This is a genomic window from Paenimyroides ummariense (assembly GCF_900115115.1).
GTDB lineage: Bacteria > Bacteroidota > Bacteroidia > Flavobacteriales > Flavobacteriaceae > Flavobacterium > Flavobacterium ummariense.
Genome location: NZ_FOVI01000002.1, coordinates 56,903 through 74,546, shown reverse-complemented (window position 1 = coordinate 74,546; position 17,644 = coordinate 56,903). Strand labels below are relative to the sequence as shown.

General features: G+C 34.7%; 16 protein-coding genes and 1 tRNA gene. 7 read left to right on the top strand and 10 right to left on the bottom strand.

What is annotated here, in order from left to right; all coding sequences use genetic code 11:
* Positions 1–2: 2 nt before the first annotated feature.
* Complete coding sequence (locus tag BM253_RS02040) at positions 3–6,368, bottom strand: Ig-like domain-containing protein (RefSeq protein ID WP_091518266.1); 6,366 nt, start codon at positions 6,366–6,368, stop codon at positions 3–5.
* Between the two features lie 542 nt (positions 6,369–6,910).
* Here BM253_RS02040 and BM253_RS02035 point away from each other — a divergent pair.
* Entirely contained in the window at positions 6,911–7,255 is a 345-nt protein-coding gene (locus BM253_RS02035; protein WP_091518263.1) for a helix-turn-helix domain-containing protein, read from the top strand.
* Positions 7,256–7,346: 91 nt separating this feature from the next.
* On the opposite strand, the gene BM253_RS02030 is transcribed toward BM253_RS02035, so the two are convergent.
* Complete coding sequence (locus tag BM253_RS02030) at positions 7,347–7,955, bottom strand: RNA polymerase sigma factor (RefSeq protein ID WP_091518260.1); 609 nt, start codon at positions 7,953–7,955, stop codon at positions 7,347–7,349.
* Between the two features lie 504 nt (positions 7,956–8,459).
* Here BM253_RS02030 and BM253_RS02025 point away from each other — a divergent pair.
* Complete coding sequence (locus BM253_RS02025; RefSeq protein WP_091518259.1) at positions 8,460–9,437, top strand: alpha/beta hydrolase; 978 nt, start codon at positions 8,460–8,462, stop codon at positions 9,435–9,437.
* 17 nt (positions 9,438–9,454) lie between these two features.
* Here BM253_RS02025 and BM253_RS02020 read toward each other — a convergent pair whose 3' ends face one another.
* Positions 9,455–9,904 carry a lipoprotein gene (locus tag BM253_RS02020; protein WP_091518256.1) on the bottom strand — a complete coding sequence of 150 codons (450 nt, stop codon included), beginning with the start codon at positions 9,902–9,904 and terminating at the stop codon, positions 9,455–9,457.
* Positions 9,905–10,017: 113 nt separating this feature from the next.
* On the bottom strand, positions 10,018–10,614 hold the full coding sequence (gene msrA / locus BM253_RS02015) for a peptide-methionine (S)-S-oxide reductase MsrA (protein WP_245758428.1): 597 nt from the start codon (positions 10,612–10,614) through the stop codon (positions 10,018–10,020).
* A gap of 128 nt (positions 10,615–10,742) precedes the next feature.
* On the opposite strand from msrA, the gene BM253_RS17255 reads away from it, so the two are divergent.
* Entirely contained in the window at positions 10,743–10,889 is a 147-nt protein-coding gene (locus BM253_RS17255) for a hypothetical protein (protein WP_177205691.1), read from the top strand.
* Between the two features lie 2 nt (positions 10,890–10,891).
* On the opposite strand, the gene BM253_RS02010 is transcribed toward BM253_RS17255, so the two are convergent.
* From BM253_RS02010 to BM253_RS17465, 3 genes are read right to left on the bottom strand one after another with little or no spacing between them, the layout of a single operon-like run.
* Positions 10,892–11,227 (bottom strand): hypothetical protein, encoded by a 336-nt coding sequence (locus BM253_RS02010; protein WP_091518254.1) that lies wholly within the window; start codon positions 11,225–11,227, stop codon positions 10,892–10,894.
* Between the two features lie 5 nt (positions 11,228–11,232).
* Complete coding sequence (locus BM253_RS17470) at positions 11,233–11,457, bottom strand: GNAT family N-acetyltransferase (protein WP_245758427.1); 225 nt, start codon at positions 11,455–11,457, stop codon at positions 11,233–11,235.
* 51 nt (positions 11,458–11,508) lie between these two features.
* Positions 11,509–11,673: a GNAT family protein gene (locus BM253_RS17465; RefSeq protein ID WP_245758426.1), complete on the bottom strand. Its 165-nt coding sequence runs from the start codon at positions 11,671–11,673 to the stop codon at positions 11,509–11,511.
* Between the two features lie 120 nt (positions 11,674–11,793).
* On the opposite strand from BM253_RS17465, the gene BM253_RS02000 reads away from it, so the two are divergent.
* Positions 11,794–12,342, top strand: a complete 549-nt coding sequence (locus BM253_RS02000; protein WP_091518251.1) for a lipocalin family protein — start codon at positions 11,794–11,796, stop codon at positions 12,340–12,342.
* Positions 12,343–12,417: 75 nt separating this feature from the next.
* Here BM253_RS02000 and BM253_RS01995 read toward each other — a convergent pair.
* Positions 12,418–12,488: transfer RNA gene (locus BM253_RS01995), tRNA-Cys, on the bottom strand.
* Positions 12,489–12,550: 62 nt separating this feature from the next.
* Positions 12,551–12,910: a dihydroneopterin aldolase gene (gene folB, locus BM253_RS01990; RefSeq protein ID WP_091518248.1), complete on the bottom strand. Its 360-nt coding sequence runs from the start codon at positions 12,908–12,910 to the stop codon at positions 12,551–12,553.
* Positions 12,911–13,011: 101 nt separating this feature from the next.
* Between folB and BM253_RS01985 the strand changes: the two genes are divergently transcribed.
* Positions 13,012–14,697, top strand: coding sequence for a glutamine--tRNA ligase/YqeY domain fusion protein (locus BM253_RS01985; protein WP_091518244.1), 1,686 nt, complete (start codon positions 13,012–13,014; stop codon positions 14,695–14,697).
* Positions 14,698–15,041: 344 nt separating this feature from the next.
* On the top strand, positions 15,042–15,263 hold the full coding sequence (locus BM253_RS01980; protein ID WP_091518241.1) for a hypothetical protein: 222 nt from the start codon (positions 15,042–15,044) through the stop codon (positions 15,261–15,263).
* A gap of 403 nt (positions 15,264–15,666) precedes the next feature.
* Here BM253_RS01980 and BM253_RS01970 read toward each other — a convergent pair whose 3' ends face one another.
* A complete protein-coding gene (locus BM253_RS01970) occupies positions 15,667–17,103 on the bottom strand; it encodes a dicarboxylate/amino acid:cation symporter (protein ID WP_091518234.1) in 1,437 nt (478 codons plus the stop codon).
* A 160-nt stretch (positions 17,104–17,263) separates the two neighbouring features.
* On the opposite strand from BM253_RS01970, the gene BM253_RS01965 reads away from it, so the two are divergent.
* On the top strand, positions 17,264–17,644 hold the full coding sequence (locus tag BM253_RS01965) for a YtxH domain-containing protein (RefSeq protein ID WP_091518231.1): 381 nt from the start codon (positions 17,264–17,266) through the stop codon (positions 17,642–17,644).

Genomic DNA, 17,644 nt, shown 5'->3' with positions numbered 1-17,644 from the left:
ATTTATTTTTTTATCTTATTGGTAACCATTTTGTTTGACACGATGCACGCTTTGGAACATTTTTCTAACACAATGGTAATTTCTTGTCTTGAACCTATTTCACATCCGTTTCTCATAGTTTGAACATAAAATGTGCGAGAACCTACCGCTATATTTCTTGGTAATTTGAATGTTAATCCATCGGTACTATCCAATTTATCTGTACCCATTGCAGAAGTGTACACCTGATATGTTGTACAGCCATCCATAGGATTAAATACAATGGAATCAGTCGTACAAAGCGTTAAGTCTCCGCTTGGATCTGCTCCGTAATTAAATGTTGGTTTTATAGATATGTCATAGATCCTTGTAAAATTCCCTAACACACCTACTACGTTTCCGTAAGAAATTTTTACACGATCGTAAGGTTGGTTATATGGCGCAACAATTACTACTGCTTTATTTGTGGTGCCACCTAAAAGTCCTAATAATTTTAGATCTAAAATACTGCTGCTGCTACTCAAGGCCTGACCTACCGGTGTATCTCCTAAATAGCGTTGAATGGTATAACCTTGCAACAATGATAATGAAAGAACAGGATTTGCAGGTACTTCTATAACAATTTGCAATTCATCTCCTGCGGTTGCCTGTTGCTTAAACACCGCTGTTAATGAAGCTTCGTTTAAAACTGCTACACCTCTTGCAATCTGCGCATAAGTACTTATATCATTATCAACCGCATTCCAAGGATTTGTTACCGATGCTGTTGCACTTGCCACCCCAAGACCTAAATCTTCCACTCCGTACAATACGTCTAGAATATTTGGATTTGTATTTGCATCTATTGGTGCACAATTAATATTTCCTGCTTGTGTATAATATGCGCCAAACACTTTTGTGTTTTGCGCCACACCCACCAATGATCCTTGCGAAATTCTAATTCCTGAATAATCTTGCGGACCTGAATTGTTTGATGGTACAAATGTGAACTCGATCACATTGTCTGCTACCAATAAATCCAACAAACCACCGTCTACTGCTTTAAGGTTACCAATCGTGTTTCCGTTGGCATCTAACCCCTGTACAGACAAACCACCAGCCAGCATTAAAGCACTGTATTCTTTACCTAATTTTATAGTTACAGGTGTTCCCGCAGCAACTGCATTATCAAAATAAATGTTTTGCCAGGTTGTTCCTATACCCAACAATCCTAAGCCTGTTGTTATTGTAGAATAGGTTTTTGGGTTACCATCAATAGCGTTGTTTGTATTTGCGACTCCACCTGTTATAATAGATCCCCAATCAGAACTACCGTTTGCATACACCCTTTCAAAAGTTGGCGGACAATCATTAGCATCGAAAACCGTAACAATAATATTTTCAAAAGCAGTACAACCATTTAATGTTGCTACAACCGTATAGGTGTAAACTCCAGGAGTAGCTATTGTTTGTTGTGCATTACCTCCTATAGGATTGGTGTTATAATCGTACCACTGTATAGTAGCTCCATTGGTTGTAGTAACTGTTGGTAAATTGAATGGGATTCCAGCTACTTTCGAAATAGACTGACCTCCTGTAATTGTTATTGTAGGTGCTGCGTTTACTGTGATAGTGTGTGTTGCTGCGTTACCAACACTGTTTGCGCAATAACCATCGCCCTGTACTGTTACATACAAAGTATGCGTTCCAACTAAATTTGATGCTGCTAAAATATTAAAGGTTGTTCCTTCGAAAACTAATTGCGATAAGTTAGCATCTGTGTACCACTTAAATACCGGATTATTTATTGTTGTTCCCGCTGCTAACGAAGCTGTGAATGTTACATTTTCGCCTTGGCAAACAGTTGTTGGTGCAGTAATAACAATATCGGCAGGCATTCCTGTTGGAAGCACTGTCACGTCTATCTCTGCTGCGGCTCCTGTAAAGCAATATCCTACACCTTCTACTGTTACATAATAAGTTGTATTAGCTGTTGGATTAACCGTGATACTATTGCCAATTTGTGGTGTATCTGACAAATTGCTGTTTAAATACCATTTGTAAACTGGATTGGCTATAGCCGGTATTGCAGTATTTGTTGCCGTAAGAGTAATTGAAGTTCCCGGACAAACTGCTGCTGTTGCAGACGATGAAAGTGCTATTGCCGAAGCAACTACATTAGTACAAGACGTTGCCATATTAAATGTCACATCTTTTAGAATAAGCACATTCCCCGGAGCGGTATAACTTACTTCTGCTTTATTGCTAATATTTCCTGAAGCCGGTAAACTTTCTACTTTAGTTATTACTGTAAATGTGGTTGATGCATCTACTGCTAACGAATTAATATTAAAGGTTAATTCATTTGCGTTTACAGTAGCTCCTCCTGCATTAACAATTGATACTTCTGTTGGTATTGTATTTTGTATAATATCTTTAACCGAAACATTCGTTAAAATATTATTTCCTGTGTTTTTAACAGTGATACTATAGGTAATTTGATCATTCACCACTGCTTGATTTGTGCTGGTTGCATTATTACTTACACCGTTTTTAACCACTGTAAAATCGTAAACTGCATTTACCGGAATAATTGTTCCCGGAGGTTTGGTTGTATCCGGATTATTTGGGTTGGTTTCATTATCCATTGGAGGATAACTTTCTATTTCAACAGTACTGCCGTTTTCTTTAACTTTAGCTATGTTCTTAATTTCTGTTATTCCGGTTAAATCTTTAGCTACTTTTGCTTTAAACGTAAAACTTGTTGTTTGATTAACTGCTAAAACTGCACTTGAAACAAATGTTACCACACCGTTTGTATGCGATCCGCCACTTACCCAAGTTAATCCTGCAGGTAATGCATCTGTTACGGTAAATCCTGCTAAATCCTGACCTCCGCTGTTACGTACATGAATAGTGTATTCTATTTCTTCATCACCACTAACGGTATCTAACGTGTTATCACCATCGATTACATACGATTTCCAAGATACGATCTCTGCACTTGCTAATGCATAACAACGTTCTACGCCATATAACTGTACAGGTGGCAATACCGATGCACTTACTAAGTTTTCAATACCTACTGCAATACGGTCGTATGCTGCTCCCGGAGCAAATGGTAATTCTACAAGATTTCCATTGTTAAGTAAATTCAACACATTAACACCGTTAATAATTCCTGTAGTTCCCCAATCTAAGGTTTCTACAAGTGTTTCACCTAAATATGCCTGTATTTTTAAATCTCCAAGTAACGACAGATTAATAGCTCCCGCACCTGTTTTGAATTTGATATTAACAACATCATTAGCAGCAGACACGGTGTTAAAGAAAACCCATTGTTTTGCACCACCTGCTACATTTAACGTTCCCATACTGATTTCAGAGTATTGAGTAGAATTATCGTTGATGGCATAATGAGGATTGGTAACGCCTGCCCCTGAAACATTATTTAAAGACAATGACAAACCTGTATATTCATACGATGTTGCAAAAGCATCTAAACACTGATCTGGACTGGTTTCGTAACACATACCATAAACATTCATAGTATTTGGCTGTGCTAAAAGACCTAAAAGACTGTTGGTTATATCTGTAATACGTACCGAATTATAAGGCTGATCTGGTGTTACTGCAATATAATAACGCCCCTCTTTATCGCGTACAATACGAATATTGTTATTTCCGCCTGCTGAAGCATCTTTACTGTTTGCTGTTGTAATTAATGTTCCGTTGTTTTTTACATCTACTTTAAAATAATGATCACCCAGAACCAAATTGTTCACTAAGCCCGACACTACATTTCCTAAACTTCCGCCTACTAATTTTTCAAGAAGCGTTCCTGCCATATCAATGCGGATGTAAGACGTTGTTCCTGCCGGTACATTATGATCGTAACCTAATTCTACAAATCCTTCATATTTACTTCCTAAACCTAATAGGGTTCCTGCCCCAGAATTTAAGGTTGCAAAAGTTGCATAGTTTCCGTCGAATAAATTTTGAATGTTATCTGCATTTTGCGCATCAACCAATATTGTTGCACATGCCGGTAATGTAAGTGGATTTGTTTCAAAAGGTTCCGGACAAGTAACTCCGTAGCGTACCACACTATATACACGTAATGGTTCTGCCGCAACATTTAAACTTACAATTGATTCCGCACCAATATCTACACGATCAAACGTTCCTGTTGGTTGAAATTCTAATTCTGCGATACCACCAGATCTGAACAATGCCAACAAATCGATATTATTAATTAATCCGCTCTGTAAAGTATAATCGCCACCTACCTGTGTGTTGCCATTAAAGAATTTAATTTTATATGATCCCAGTAGATCTAATGATAAAACAGAAGAAGGCTGAATTTGCAATCTTACTTTTACCTTATCATTTGGTTGCGAAGGCTTATTAAAATAGATTGTTTGATAAACGTTTGCCGCTACACCTGCGATTCCCAAATTGATTTCAGAATAATCAGAAGAGTTTACAGAAATTGCACGGTATGCATTGGTAACACCAACGTTTGAAATATTTAATGCACTTAAGCCAACGCCTCCGCCTTTATACGATGTAAAATTAGCAGGAAAACAAGGGTTTGTTCCTATTTCAGAACACGCATTATATACATCTAAACTTGCTTTTTTACCTGTAGGTAACAATGCTGTAACATGATTGGTAATGCGAATGCGGTTATAAGGTGCCGATGGAGTGATTGCCAAATAAACACGACCAATATTGTCTTGTACTACTGTAATTAAGCCGTTAGATGTATTTGCGAAAGCAGCTCTACTATCGTCTAATAGCACAGTGGTTGCTCCATTTTTAGCTGCAACTTCAAAATATTGATTGCCTAATAGTAGGTTATTTGCTAAATCAGAAACCAGTTTTCCTAAACTACCGCCTACTAATCTATCTAAAACGTCTTTATCATAATTAATACGCACATAAGTGGTTCTGTTTGCAGGCAATGTAGTTCCCATATCCAATTCAATGAATCCTACAGTTGGTCCGCCTACTAATAAGCTTCCAGAATCGGCATATAATGTTGCGTAGGTTTCGTTATTCCCGTCTGTGGCATATTGTGCAAAATCTACGTTGTTAAAATCTACTAAAGTAGTAGCACATGAAGCCTGATCAAAAGGACCTGTTGTAGCAGAAGGAACTGGAGCAATTTCTGGATTTATACATGTTGGAGTTCCATCGTAACGCTGAACGTCGTAAATACGCACACCACTACCTAAAACATTCAATCCAACGGTTGAATTCAATCGTATTTCAGCCCTGTCAAAAGTACGTCCCGGAGCAAACGTTAAAGTAGCCGCACCGCCTGATTGTAATAAGTTAAGTGCATTGGTGTTATTTAACAGACCACTTTGTAACGAACGTCTGTAAACCACTTCATTTAGACCTGTTGTTGGATTCCATCTGGTAAGAATGACTTCAATACCACCTAATAAATCTGTATTAACAACACCGCCCGAACCTAATGCTAATTTTATGTTTAAGGTACTCTCTTCTGGTGAAGTTGTTGTAAAATAAAAATATTGTGAGAAAGATCTTGCTACGCTAAGGTCTAATACTCCCGAAGATTTTAATAACGAATAACTATTAGCATCTGTATCAATGGCTCTTTCTAAATACTGGTTATTTAAATCGGCTACTTGTAGTCCTAATCCACCGCTTCCATCAAAAGAAGTTCCAAAAGGACGACCACAAGCGCCTGTTCCGTTATTATATGTAAATGCATCATAAACATCTAAATAATATTCTGTTCCTAATCCAACTGCCGAAATAGAGCGATTGGTTATGCGAACCCTATCATAACCTGCGGCTGGCTTTACTGCAATATAATTATAACCGTTACCATCTGTGATAAGCTTTACCCTGTCTGTACTAAAACCTTGAGTATTTGTTCTAGTTAAAACAGAAGTTGCATTATTACGAACATCAATTTCAAATTCCTGATTTCCTAAAAGAACACCTCCAAGTATTGTTCCTAAAGTATTTCCTAATGAACCTCCCAATAATGCACGCAAAAGCGTATTATCTGCTCCAATACGTACGTACGACCATTGATCTGCAGGAATCGCAGAAGGAAACCGAAGCTCTATAACTCCTTGATAAGAGCCCAACCCTACCGCCAAACCAGGTGACGCCAACAAACGTGCATACGTATTATCATCTAAAGTTGCGTTGGTTGGATTTTGTACTGTCGCAGCATAACAAGCAGAAAGTCCTAAAGTTCCACAGCCTACTAAAGAGGTCATCTTATCATTTCCACTAGTGTACGTAACCGTATTTGCTAATATTTTCGTTTGCCCATAAAAGCTTGTGCTGCACAGAAGTGCGAGTAACAAACACGTTAGTACATGGACAATTCTTCTTTTAAAAATAGTAGTTTTCTTTTTCATTTTTTAAAGTATCTATTTTATTAGTATAGCACGATATATCTATCACACTCTTAATATTGCCTGAATCAAAAAAATCGATTATACAAAGACACCCTTAAATCTTTTAATGAAAATTCATTATAAAAGCATCTAAATACAGTTTATTTTCAGGCTTTGTGGTTAGTTAAAAGTTGTATGTGGAAAATAACCAATACCAACCTGTGCACATTTGAAGTAAATTGTCCGTATAAAGACGGATAGCAAGGTAATTTTTTTCATAAAGTAAAGTTTTAATTAATTAATTTTTTAATTCTGAATTTAAAAGAGTCTCAATTATGTGACTTTTAAAAAAAAAGTGGTCCTATTCTTGTGTTATATTCTATATAAAGCAAAACAAAAGTGCACAATTAAAACACAAAAAGAATTAAAAGTTCCTATTTTTAGATAAAAATAGCACTTTTTTTTCATAAAATGTATTTTGTTAAAAAAAAATTAAAAAAAAACTGAAAGCAGTAGTTTCTCGTAAGTGAAAAAAGCTTCAAAATTAAGATAGTGAAGAGAATATGTTAGAGATTAAAACAAAATTAAAAAGCATACGAAAGGAAAAGAATTATACCCAAGGATTCGTTGCTGAAAAATTAGGGATATCGTTAAGAGCCTACACAAAAATAGAGAATGGGGAAACACAGTTAACCATTGACAGACTGGGAGAAATTATAGAAATTTTAAATGTTCATCCCAATGAAATTTTTAGTTCTGATGTTTATGATGATGCAAGAGTCACTAAAAAAATAGAAAGAATACCCACTGCAAATGATTCCATTTCGTTAATACAACATTATGAAGAAACCATTTCTATATTAAAAGAGCATATAGAAACTTTAAAAGAACTTATTCACAAAAAATAAAAAAATCCGCTTCAATTTACGAAGCGGATTTTATGTACTATATAAACATCAAAAGCACAAATAGTTCCTATAATAAATTAACATTTATAATTTAAAAATTAAATTGTTTGGTTTGTTGTGCTTCTTTAAAAGCAGATTTTAATTTTGCATGTAGTTCGATAACTTTTTTCTTTGCTCTCAATAATCGCATCTTAACTGCACTTTCTTTTATATTTAAAATTTCCACTATTTTACGTATAGATAAATTATCCTGATACTTCATAAGCAGTAACATTTTATCTTCTACTGGCAACACATTCATAATTTCCTCTAGTCTTTCATAATTAATATCCAACAATTCTGCATCTGAAATTTCGGTGCTATCTATATTTTCGGTAAAATGTTTATGGAAATTTTCTTCGGATAGCAGTATCGCTTTATTTTTGTTCTTATTTACAAACTTAATACTGGTGTGAACAGTAATTGCGTAAATCCAGGTAGAAAGTTTAGAGTCACCTTTAAATTTGGGAAGATTAAGATATATTTTTATAAAAATCTCCTGTGTAAGATCTTTTGCCTCTTCTTCATCTTTAACAAACCAGAAAGATTTATTATATATAAACGGTGCATATCGATCATAAAGTATCTCAAAATAACTTGCGTCGTCCGTTTCCGCTATAAAGCGTAAAAGTTCTTCATCGGTGTAATCAATCTTCTTCATTTGCAACACATTTCTATACCAAATATAACAGTTATAGAAGACTACACTAAAATTTTAACGGTATAATTAACAAAAACAACAATAACTTATTCATAAGGTAAAAAAACATTATTATTTATAAAAATTTTTAAAGAGAATAATTAAATAAGTGAGTTTTTCCGCGATTAAAACCTAAAGTTCTAATAAGAGAAAAATTTGCAAAGTGTTACTTAGTATATAAACAGTTAATATCATTACCCGATATTATTAATCTGAATATTAAATTTTGACTAAATAAAGCATTGAAAATTGTTTTTTCTACAACTTCAAAAACATGATTTAAAAGTGCAAATATAAACAAATAAATTTATTTTATAATTTATTTATAAACTAAAACATCTGCTCTAAGTATTCGATTATTCATATTCTCTAATAAATCTTAACTTTTCCAGTTTCATTCACGATTTTCTGAAATTTAGATTTGAGAATGATCCTTTAATACAGTTCTGAAATCAACAATTTTATTTGAAAAAAATAAGTAAATTAGAGTTTCAGTTTAACAGCATAAAAATGAAGCTATCCTTATTCTTGATCTTCGGTTTGTTTTCTCTTTCCCTAACAGCACAAAACAGTGCCGATCAAAAAACATTCTTAAAAGATATTCCTTATAAAATTATAGAAAAGGATACCGTTAAATTGGATATTCATCTGCCTAAACAAAACATTTACGAGAAAAGTCCGGTTGTGGTTTTTATTCACGGCGGTGCATGGGCACAAGGCGATAAAGAAATTAAATATCATTATACCGAAGGCATTAAAGATACCTTGCAGGAAAACGGATATACCGTTGTGGCTATAAATTACCGTTTGGTTAGTAAAACAGTTGATATTGCTGAACAATTAAGTGATTGTAAGGATGCCATTCACTGGATTATAGATAACGCAGATGAATATAATTTTGATACGGAAAACATAGGATTATGGGGAGAATCAGCCGGAGCACATTTGGCTTTAATGATTGCGTGTACCACAGAACAATCAAACGATTCGCCTAAGATTCGTTTTATTTTGGACAACTTCGGACCAATCGATTTAAACAAAGTTTTAAAAACCAATGCCAGCTGGTTTACCAAAAAAACGTACAAACTGTTTCTTCCAAAATTGTATGACATTAGAGAGAAATTAATCTTCGCGATGACATCTTACGATATCAATACAAATAAAGAAGAAGCAATTGCCGTAGCAAGACAGTATTCGCCTATTGAACATTTACAAACTGCGCCAAAAATTCCTATTTTAATTCTGCATGGAAACAGAGATTTTATTGTTCCTTTTAAACAATCTAAAAAACTGCATAAAGAACTCAACAAACTTTCAGTAACAAACAAGTTAATCAAAGTTAAAAAAGGAAATCATGGTTTTACAAAGACCGACAAAAAAGAAATCCATCATTTAATTAAGGAATCATTTGTTTTTGTACAACAGCATTATCATAAAAAATAAGGTTTTTTATGCTGTAATTATTTCTTTGCCAATACCAAACCTGTACCGTATTCTAAATTTGCTGGATCTTTAAACACTATTTTTCCGTTGATTTCTTGCACATCGCCGTAACCTTCGACTGCAGAGTTATCGTTCAGTTTAAAAGCAATTTGCCGTTCAGACAAAACACCTTCCGAAGAAAACGTATAATTCGCTAGCAGTATTCCATGTTTAATTTCGCCAACAAACGAACCCGAATTACGGTCTTTTTCATTTAAAGCGTATAACAGATTTCCTTTTGCTTTAGTACCATCAACCGTAAGTTGTAATGTTATCGTGTCGCCATTTTGTTGGTAACTGTACAATCCCGAAAAATCAGTTTGGTTTGAATTGGTAATTGTAGATTTAACTGTATCTTTATTTTCTGTCTTTTGGTTACATGCACTTAATAACGCAATCGCACCAAAACAATATAGGAACTTTTTCATAGGAAATTTTTTAAATTAAACTACTTTTTCAGTTTTTCACTGAATGCTTTTCTAAATTTATCAACTTTTGGTTTAACCACCAAACGACAGTAAGCCTGATTAGGATTGTTTTCTTAATAATTCTGATGGTAATCTTCTGCCTTATAAAACTTTTTAAACTGAGCTACTTGAGTAACAACCGGTTTGTCATAAGCTTTTTCTTTATTCAACTGATCGATGTAAAACTCAGTGAGTTGTTTTTGTTCGGGATTATGATAGAAAACTGCAGACCTATATTGAGTTCCCACATCATTTCCCTGTCGGTTTAATTGTGTAGGATTGTGTGTTACAAAAAAAGCTTCCAATAATTCCTTGTACGAAATTACAGCAGGATCAAACACAATGTTGCAGGCTTCGGCATGATTGGTATTTCCGGCAGAAACCTCTTCGTACGTGGGATTTTCGGTTGTTCCGCCGGTATAACCCGATGTTACAGAAACAACTCCTTCTAACTGTTTAAACTGTTCTTCCACACACCAAAAGCAACCGGCTGCAAAAGTAGCGGTTTCTGTTTTTCCTGATGAAACGTTTTGTTTTTCGGCAATAGTTTTATTTGTTGAATTTTTTTTAATGTTCGATTTAGATGTACTTTGTCCGCACGATGAAAACGGCAGTGTAAAACAACACAAAAAGAACAAGTTAACCACATTCAGCATTTTGATACTTTTCATACATACAGCTTTTAACGATTGATAGCTATTGTAAAGTTCGTAAAATGATAACGGATTTGTTATAAATAAATGCTAAATTACCAATTGCAGATTTTTGGTTTTAATTGAATATCTTTATATAAAAAAGCATGAAAAAATCATTTTTTAAAATGCTGAACAGTATCAATAAAAAGATACTGCCCAGCTATATAGGTAAAGATCCTGCAAAGTTAAGCAAGATACAGCAAGCCGTTCTGGCTTTTCGCTATTGGGTTTTGGTGCAATCTAAAGAGTAAGTTTATTGTAATTCTGTTACGGTGATATAGGTTACGCCTTCGGTATCAACCCACGTAGATCCTGTAACGGTAATAGTTTCGCCTTGTTCGTAACGCTTATACTCACTACCCGATTTTTGCAGATTGATTCTGCTTATAGTAGCGTTGTACATTTTTTTGTCGGCAGCCTGTAAAATCGCCGTGTAACCGTCTTTGCCATTGGTAACCGATGTTATTTTACCCGTAACCGTTACGTTTTCCTGATTTTGCTCGGTTGTTTCTACCTTGCTTTTCTTACACACACAACCGGTAGTAACCAATGTTGTAACGGTAAAAAGTGCTAAAACTAAATTTTTCATAGTAATTATTTGTTTATTGAATATTCCAAATGTAATAACGGATACGGTTTTCCCATACCGTCGGTTTCAGAGTAACCTTTTTGTTGATATCCCTGTTTTAAATAAAAGTCGACCGCCTGCATATTTTGTTGGTTAACATCAACTTTATAAATCTGCAATGTATTAATAATATAAGCAACTGCAATTTTTCCAAAACCTTTGCCCCTACTTTCGGCATCTACAAACAACATTTCCAGATTATCATCGGAAACCGAAAAGAAAGCTGGAATAATTCCGTTATCTTATATCACAAAAACATTCAATTGCGGCAGAAATTCGTCTGGAATCAGGTTTTTAAACAGTTCAAAATCTTCTTGTTTCAGAAAATCATGTGTTGCTATAACCGAACTTTCCCAAATTTCCATAATTCGAGAATAATCTTTTTTATCGGCTTTTCTAATTTTCATACTATATAAAATCAACCCTCAAAAATATAAAATCTTACGAACCAATTCCCATAATAATTTCGTAAATTCATATTGATTATTGCGGACGTGATTTTTCATGTCCGATCTAAATAATTTGCCATGAAAAGAAGAAATGTATTATTAACAGCTGCCGTTATTGCGATTGCAGGTGTTACCGGATTTGTGTATTCGTGTAAATCGGTTAAAGTTCCGGATGGAATTACCGTAGTGAAAGATTTTAAAATTAAGCCTTACATGGGCACCTGGTACGAAATTGCCCGTTTTGATTTTAAACACGAAAAAGATTTAAGCAATGTTACCGCAACCTATTCTTTAAACGAAAACGGTACGGTGAAGGTTGTAAACAGAGGCTACAACTATGTTAAGGACAGATGGGAACAAGCCAACGGAAAAGCGACTTTTGTAGATAAAATCGATGAAGGCGCTTTAAAAGTATCTTTCTTCGGACCTTTTTATGCCGGATACAATGTGGTTTTAATGCAGCCCGATTATGAAAACGCTTTGATTTTTGGCGAAACAAAAGATTACATTTGGATTCTTTCCCGCAACAAAACTATTCCAAACAACGTAAAAGAAAAATTTTTAAAAGAAGCCGAAAAAGCAGGTTACGATTTATCGCGATTGGTGTGGACAAAGCATGATAAATAAAGTTGTTGAAATTATAATTCTGTTGCTTCACATTCTAAAACAAAAAAACCTTCAATAGTTGAAGGTTTTTTTAAGAGGCATCTAGCGGATTCGAACCGCTGTAGTCGGTTTTGCAGACCGGTGCCTAGCCGCTCGGCCAAGATGCCATTCTGTAATGTGTTTGCAAATCTACTACAAAAAATTAAATATCAAAACCTAAAGCATAAAATTATGCCCGGTATTCTTCCATAACAATAGTAACTTGCTGTACATCACCACCAATAGGCGGATTTATTTTTGATACTTCCAACAAAATACGCGAAACCATAGGTAATTCATCAAAAACACGCACTACAATTCGTTTGGCAACATGCTCTAACAACTTTGATCGTATCGCCATTTCATCAACCACAATTTTATTTAAATGCACGTAATCAACCGTATCAGCCAATTCATCTGTTTCAGATGATTTTCTTAAATCGGCTTTAATTTCCAGATCAACACGGTATTCCGATCCTATTTTAGCTTCTTCAATCAGGCAGCCATGATTAGTAAAAACGCGTATGTTTGTTAAGCGAATAATTCCCATTTCTTAAAATTTATATCGTAAAATTAAACCTTTTTTATAACATATCATTACCACCGAAAATCAAACATTTTTTGATAAATTTGTAATCTTAATTCAAGAATATGTCAACAAAAGAAAAATCATTGAATTTTATAGAACAAATCATTGAAGACGATTTAAAAAATGGTTTGTCACAAGATAAATTACGCTTTCGTTTTCCGCCAGAACCTAACGGATATCTGCACATTGGGCACGCATCATCGATCTGTTTAAACTTTGGTTTGGGATTGGATTACAACGCACCGGTAAATTTGCGTTTTGACGATACCAACCCTGCAAAAGAAGAGCAGGAATTTGTTGATGCCATTAAAAAAGATGTGGAATGGTTGGGCTATAAATGGGATCAGGAAGTTTATGCGTCTGATTATTTTCAGGAATTATATGATTGGGCTATTCTTTTAATTAAGAAAGGTAAAGCGTATGTTGATAATTTATCGGCAGATGAAATTGCAAAACAAAAAGGTACGCCAACTCAAGCCGGAGTGAATTCGCCAAACCGTGATCGTTCGGTTGAAGAAAACTTGGATTTATTCGAACGAATGAAAAACGGTGAGTTTGCCGAAGGTGAATATATTTTACGTGCAAAGATTGATATGGCATCGACCAATATGTTAATGCGCGACCCAATTATGTATCGAATCATTAATGCATCGCACCACAGAACCGGCGCAAATTGGAAAATTTATCCTATGTACGATTGGGCTCATGGCGAAAGTGATTATATCGAACAAATTTCGCATTCGTTTTGTACGTTAGAATTTTTACCTCATCGCGAATTGTACGATTGGTTTTTAGATCAGATTTACGATGACGAGAAGGTTCGTCCAAAACAACGCGAATTTGCCCGTAGAAATTTATCGCACACCGTTGTATCAAAACGTAAATTGCTGCAATTGGTAAACGAAGGTCATGTTACAGGTTGGGATGATCCGCGTATGAGTACCATTTCGGGTATGCGTCGCCGTGGGTACACTCCGACTGCGATTCGTAATTTTGCAGATACCATTGGAATTGCAAAACGTGATAATTTAATTGATGTTTCGTTGTTAGAATTTTGTGTTCGTGAAGATTTAAACAAAATTACCGATCGTGTAATGGCTGTTTTAGATCCTGTTAAATTGATCATTACAAACTATCCGGAAGGACAAGAAGAATGGTTAGATGCAGAAAACAATCCGGAGGCAGAAGAATTAACATTTAGAAAAATCCCTTTTTCAAGAGAATTATATATTGAACGCGAAGATTTTAAGGAAGATGCCGATAAGAAATTTTTCCGTTTAACCTTAGGAAGAGAAGTCCGTTTAAAGAACGCTTACATTATTCAAGGAGAAAGTGTTGTGAAAGATGAAAATGGAAACATTACCGAAATTCATGTTACGTATGATGCTGATTCTAGATCGGGAAGCGGAACAGAAGCATCAAAACGCAAGGTAAAAGGAACCATTCACTGGGTTTCTATTCCGCATGCTGTGGAAGCCGAAGTACGTATTTACGACCGTTTGTTTACGCACGAAAATCCTGATGGTAACAAAGAAGTTGATTTTAAAGAATACATTAACCCAGATTCGTTAAAAGTAATCACAGGTTACGTAGAACCAAGCTTAAAAACAGCTGTAAGCGGTGATAAATTCCAGTTTCAACGTTTGGGCTATTTCGCTGTTGATAAAGATGCTACCGCAGAAAAACTGGTATTTAATAAAACGGTTGGCTTACGCGATACGTGGGCTAAAGTTGAAAGTAAAGAGTAAGTTTTTTGATTTATAAATATAAGATCTCAGCTATATGTTGGGGCTTTTTGTCTGTAGATCTATTGTTAATTCGCTTATGATTAACCTGCAAGGTCTTTGTTGACCTTGTAGGTATAAATATTAAAAAATAAAGAGCTACAAGGTTTTAAAAACCTTGCAGCATTCAAAAAGCAGTTTATAAAAAACACGGATTTCATTCGAGGCTTTAGTTGACTGAACGAAGTTAAATCCGCACAATCGGGGATAACGAAAAGTAATTACAAAATCACTTCTAAAAAGAAACAACACACTTACTTTTCAAATATCTTTTATTATTGTAACTTTGATTATGAATATATTAAGTCATGGATAGCAATTCACTTAAACAAGTTAACTATAAACTAAAACAACTTCCAGAAAAATTTTTGGAGGAGATAGAGCGTTATATTGATTTTTTAACTTTTAAACACAAACAAGAAACAGAAGATATAACGCAATGGCAGAAAGATCTTGTTTTAAAACGCATTAAAGAAGCAAAAAATCCAGTTGATGCATTTGATATGTTAGATGAGTTAGAGAACGAATAATGCAGAAATACACCATTATTGCCGACCCAAGAGTTAAACATGATTTGAAAGAAGCTAAAAATTACCTTAACAGTAAAAGAAAAGATTTTGGTAACGTTTTTTTGAAACAATACAGAGAAACTTTAAAGCTTTACAGCAAAACCCACATTTTCAAATTAGATATAATGATATTCACTGCTTGCCTTTGAAGGATTTCAAATATATGATTCATTTTAAGGTAGATGAAACTAAAAAAGAAGTACATATCTACGCAGTACTTTCTACTTATTTAAACCCGAAAGATAATTGGATATAAAATTTAAAACATAACCCCAACCGAATAGTTGGGGTTATGTTTTATTTCAGACCTCACAGGTTTTAAAAACCTGTGAGGTCTTTACGTATATAGAAATAATTTTAAATTCTAAACCTCATCCAAAGTTTCATCGGTTAAGCGGTACGGAGCCTCTTCATCAAACTCTTTTTCCCATTTGGCAATTACAACGGTTGCCAAACAGTTACCAATAACGTTTACCGATGTTCGTGCCATATCCATTAATTCATCGATCCCTAAAATAGCGGCGATAATAAACACCGGCAATCCAAATTGTTCTGCGGTTGCAATCAACACAATTAACGATGCACGCGGAACAGCTGCTACTCCTTTTGATGTAATCATCAACGTAAAAGCAATAGCTAATTGTTCGCCAATAGATAAATTCATTCCGGCTGCCTGTGCAACAAATATTGATGCTAATGACAAGTAAAGCGATGTTCCATCTAAATTAAAACTGTAACCTGTTGGTATAACAAACGATACAATTTTACGTGGCACACCGAATTTTTCCATAGCACTCATGGCCTTTGGCAAAGCAGCATCGGAACTTGTTGTTGCAAACGCAATAGAAACGGGTTCTTTTACAGCTGCAATAAACTTTTTAATCGGTATTTTTAAGAACAACATAATCGGAACAAAAACCAGCAGTATAAATAATACCAACGCCAGATATAACGAGCCTAAAAGCATGAACAGGTTTTTAAGGATATCAACACCTAAATGTCCAACCGTATAAGACATTGCTGCCCCTACACCAATTGGTGCAAAATACATAATAATGTTGGTAAACTTAAACATGGTTTCGGATAAACTCTCGGTAAAATCAACCAAAGGCTTGCGCTTTTTTTCTTCGACCATTGCTAAACCAATTCCGAATAAAACCGAAAATACCACAACCTGTAACACCTGATTTTCATACATTGATTTTACAATGTTTTCCGGAAACAGATCATAAATAAAATGAGTAAACTTATAAATACCGTGTACGTGTTCTGGTAATGATTGTAAAGCTGCATCGGGTGGTTTTGGAGCTGGAAGTTCTTCGTGCGGCATGCTTTGAATATCGATACCAACACCTGCCTGCGTAATATTAATTACTGCTAAACCAATAAAAATGGCACATGAAGTTGCACAAAAGAAATACAGCATAGATTTCCACGCCATACGTCCTACTTGTTTTAAATCGGAATGACCAGCGATACCGTAAACCAACGTTGCAAAAATAATCGGTGCTACAATGGTTTTAACCAGCTTGATGAATCCTTTACTTAACGGTTGCAGTGCCATTGCTGCATTAGGAAAATCAACCCCCACAAAAACACCCAAAATCATACAGGTAATAATCCATGTGGTAAGGTTTTTTCGGGAAAAAGCGTTTATAATCAGTACTAATGCAGTAGCCCAACGAACACCTATCATAAGTGCAGGTGATATTCCTAAAATATCAAATTCGTATAAAAGGGTTATTATAATTGCAAGAGTAATAAATATCGATGTAAAAATTCCTAATTTGTTTTTAAACATGTTAGTTCTGTAAAATGTTGAAAAGCAAATATAAATAGATTTTTCGGGCTTATTAAATTACCTTCTATTAAATTTTAACCGGTTATTAACACCAGTTAAAAATTATTTGTTTAACTTTAATACTATTAATTCATTTTTTAAAAATTAAATAAAATTTGTTATGGGAAAAACAGGAAACACATTGGTAGCTATTTTAGCAGGAGCAGCAGTTGGTGCGGTAGCAGGAGTATTATTAGCACCTGAACAAGGGCAAAAAACCAGAAAGAAAATTTCGGACGGATTTAAATCTGGAACGGATGACTTAAACTGCAAAATGGACGAGTTAAAGAATCAAGTTAAAAGTTTGATTTCTTCTAAAAAAGCAGATTTCGAATCGTCTTTCAACACATTGGTTAACAAGGCTGATGATAAAAAAGAAGATGTTATTGCAAGTTTAGAACGCAAATTGGCTGAATTAAAAGGACAAGCTTCTAATGCGGTTGACAGAGCAAAAGATATGACTAACAAAGCTGCAGATAATATCAAATCTGAGTTAAAATAG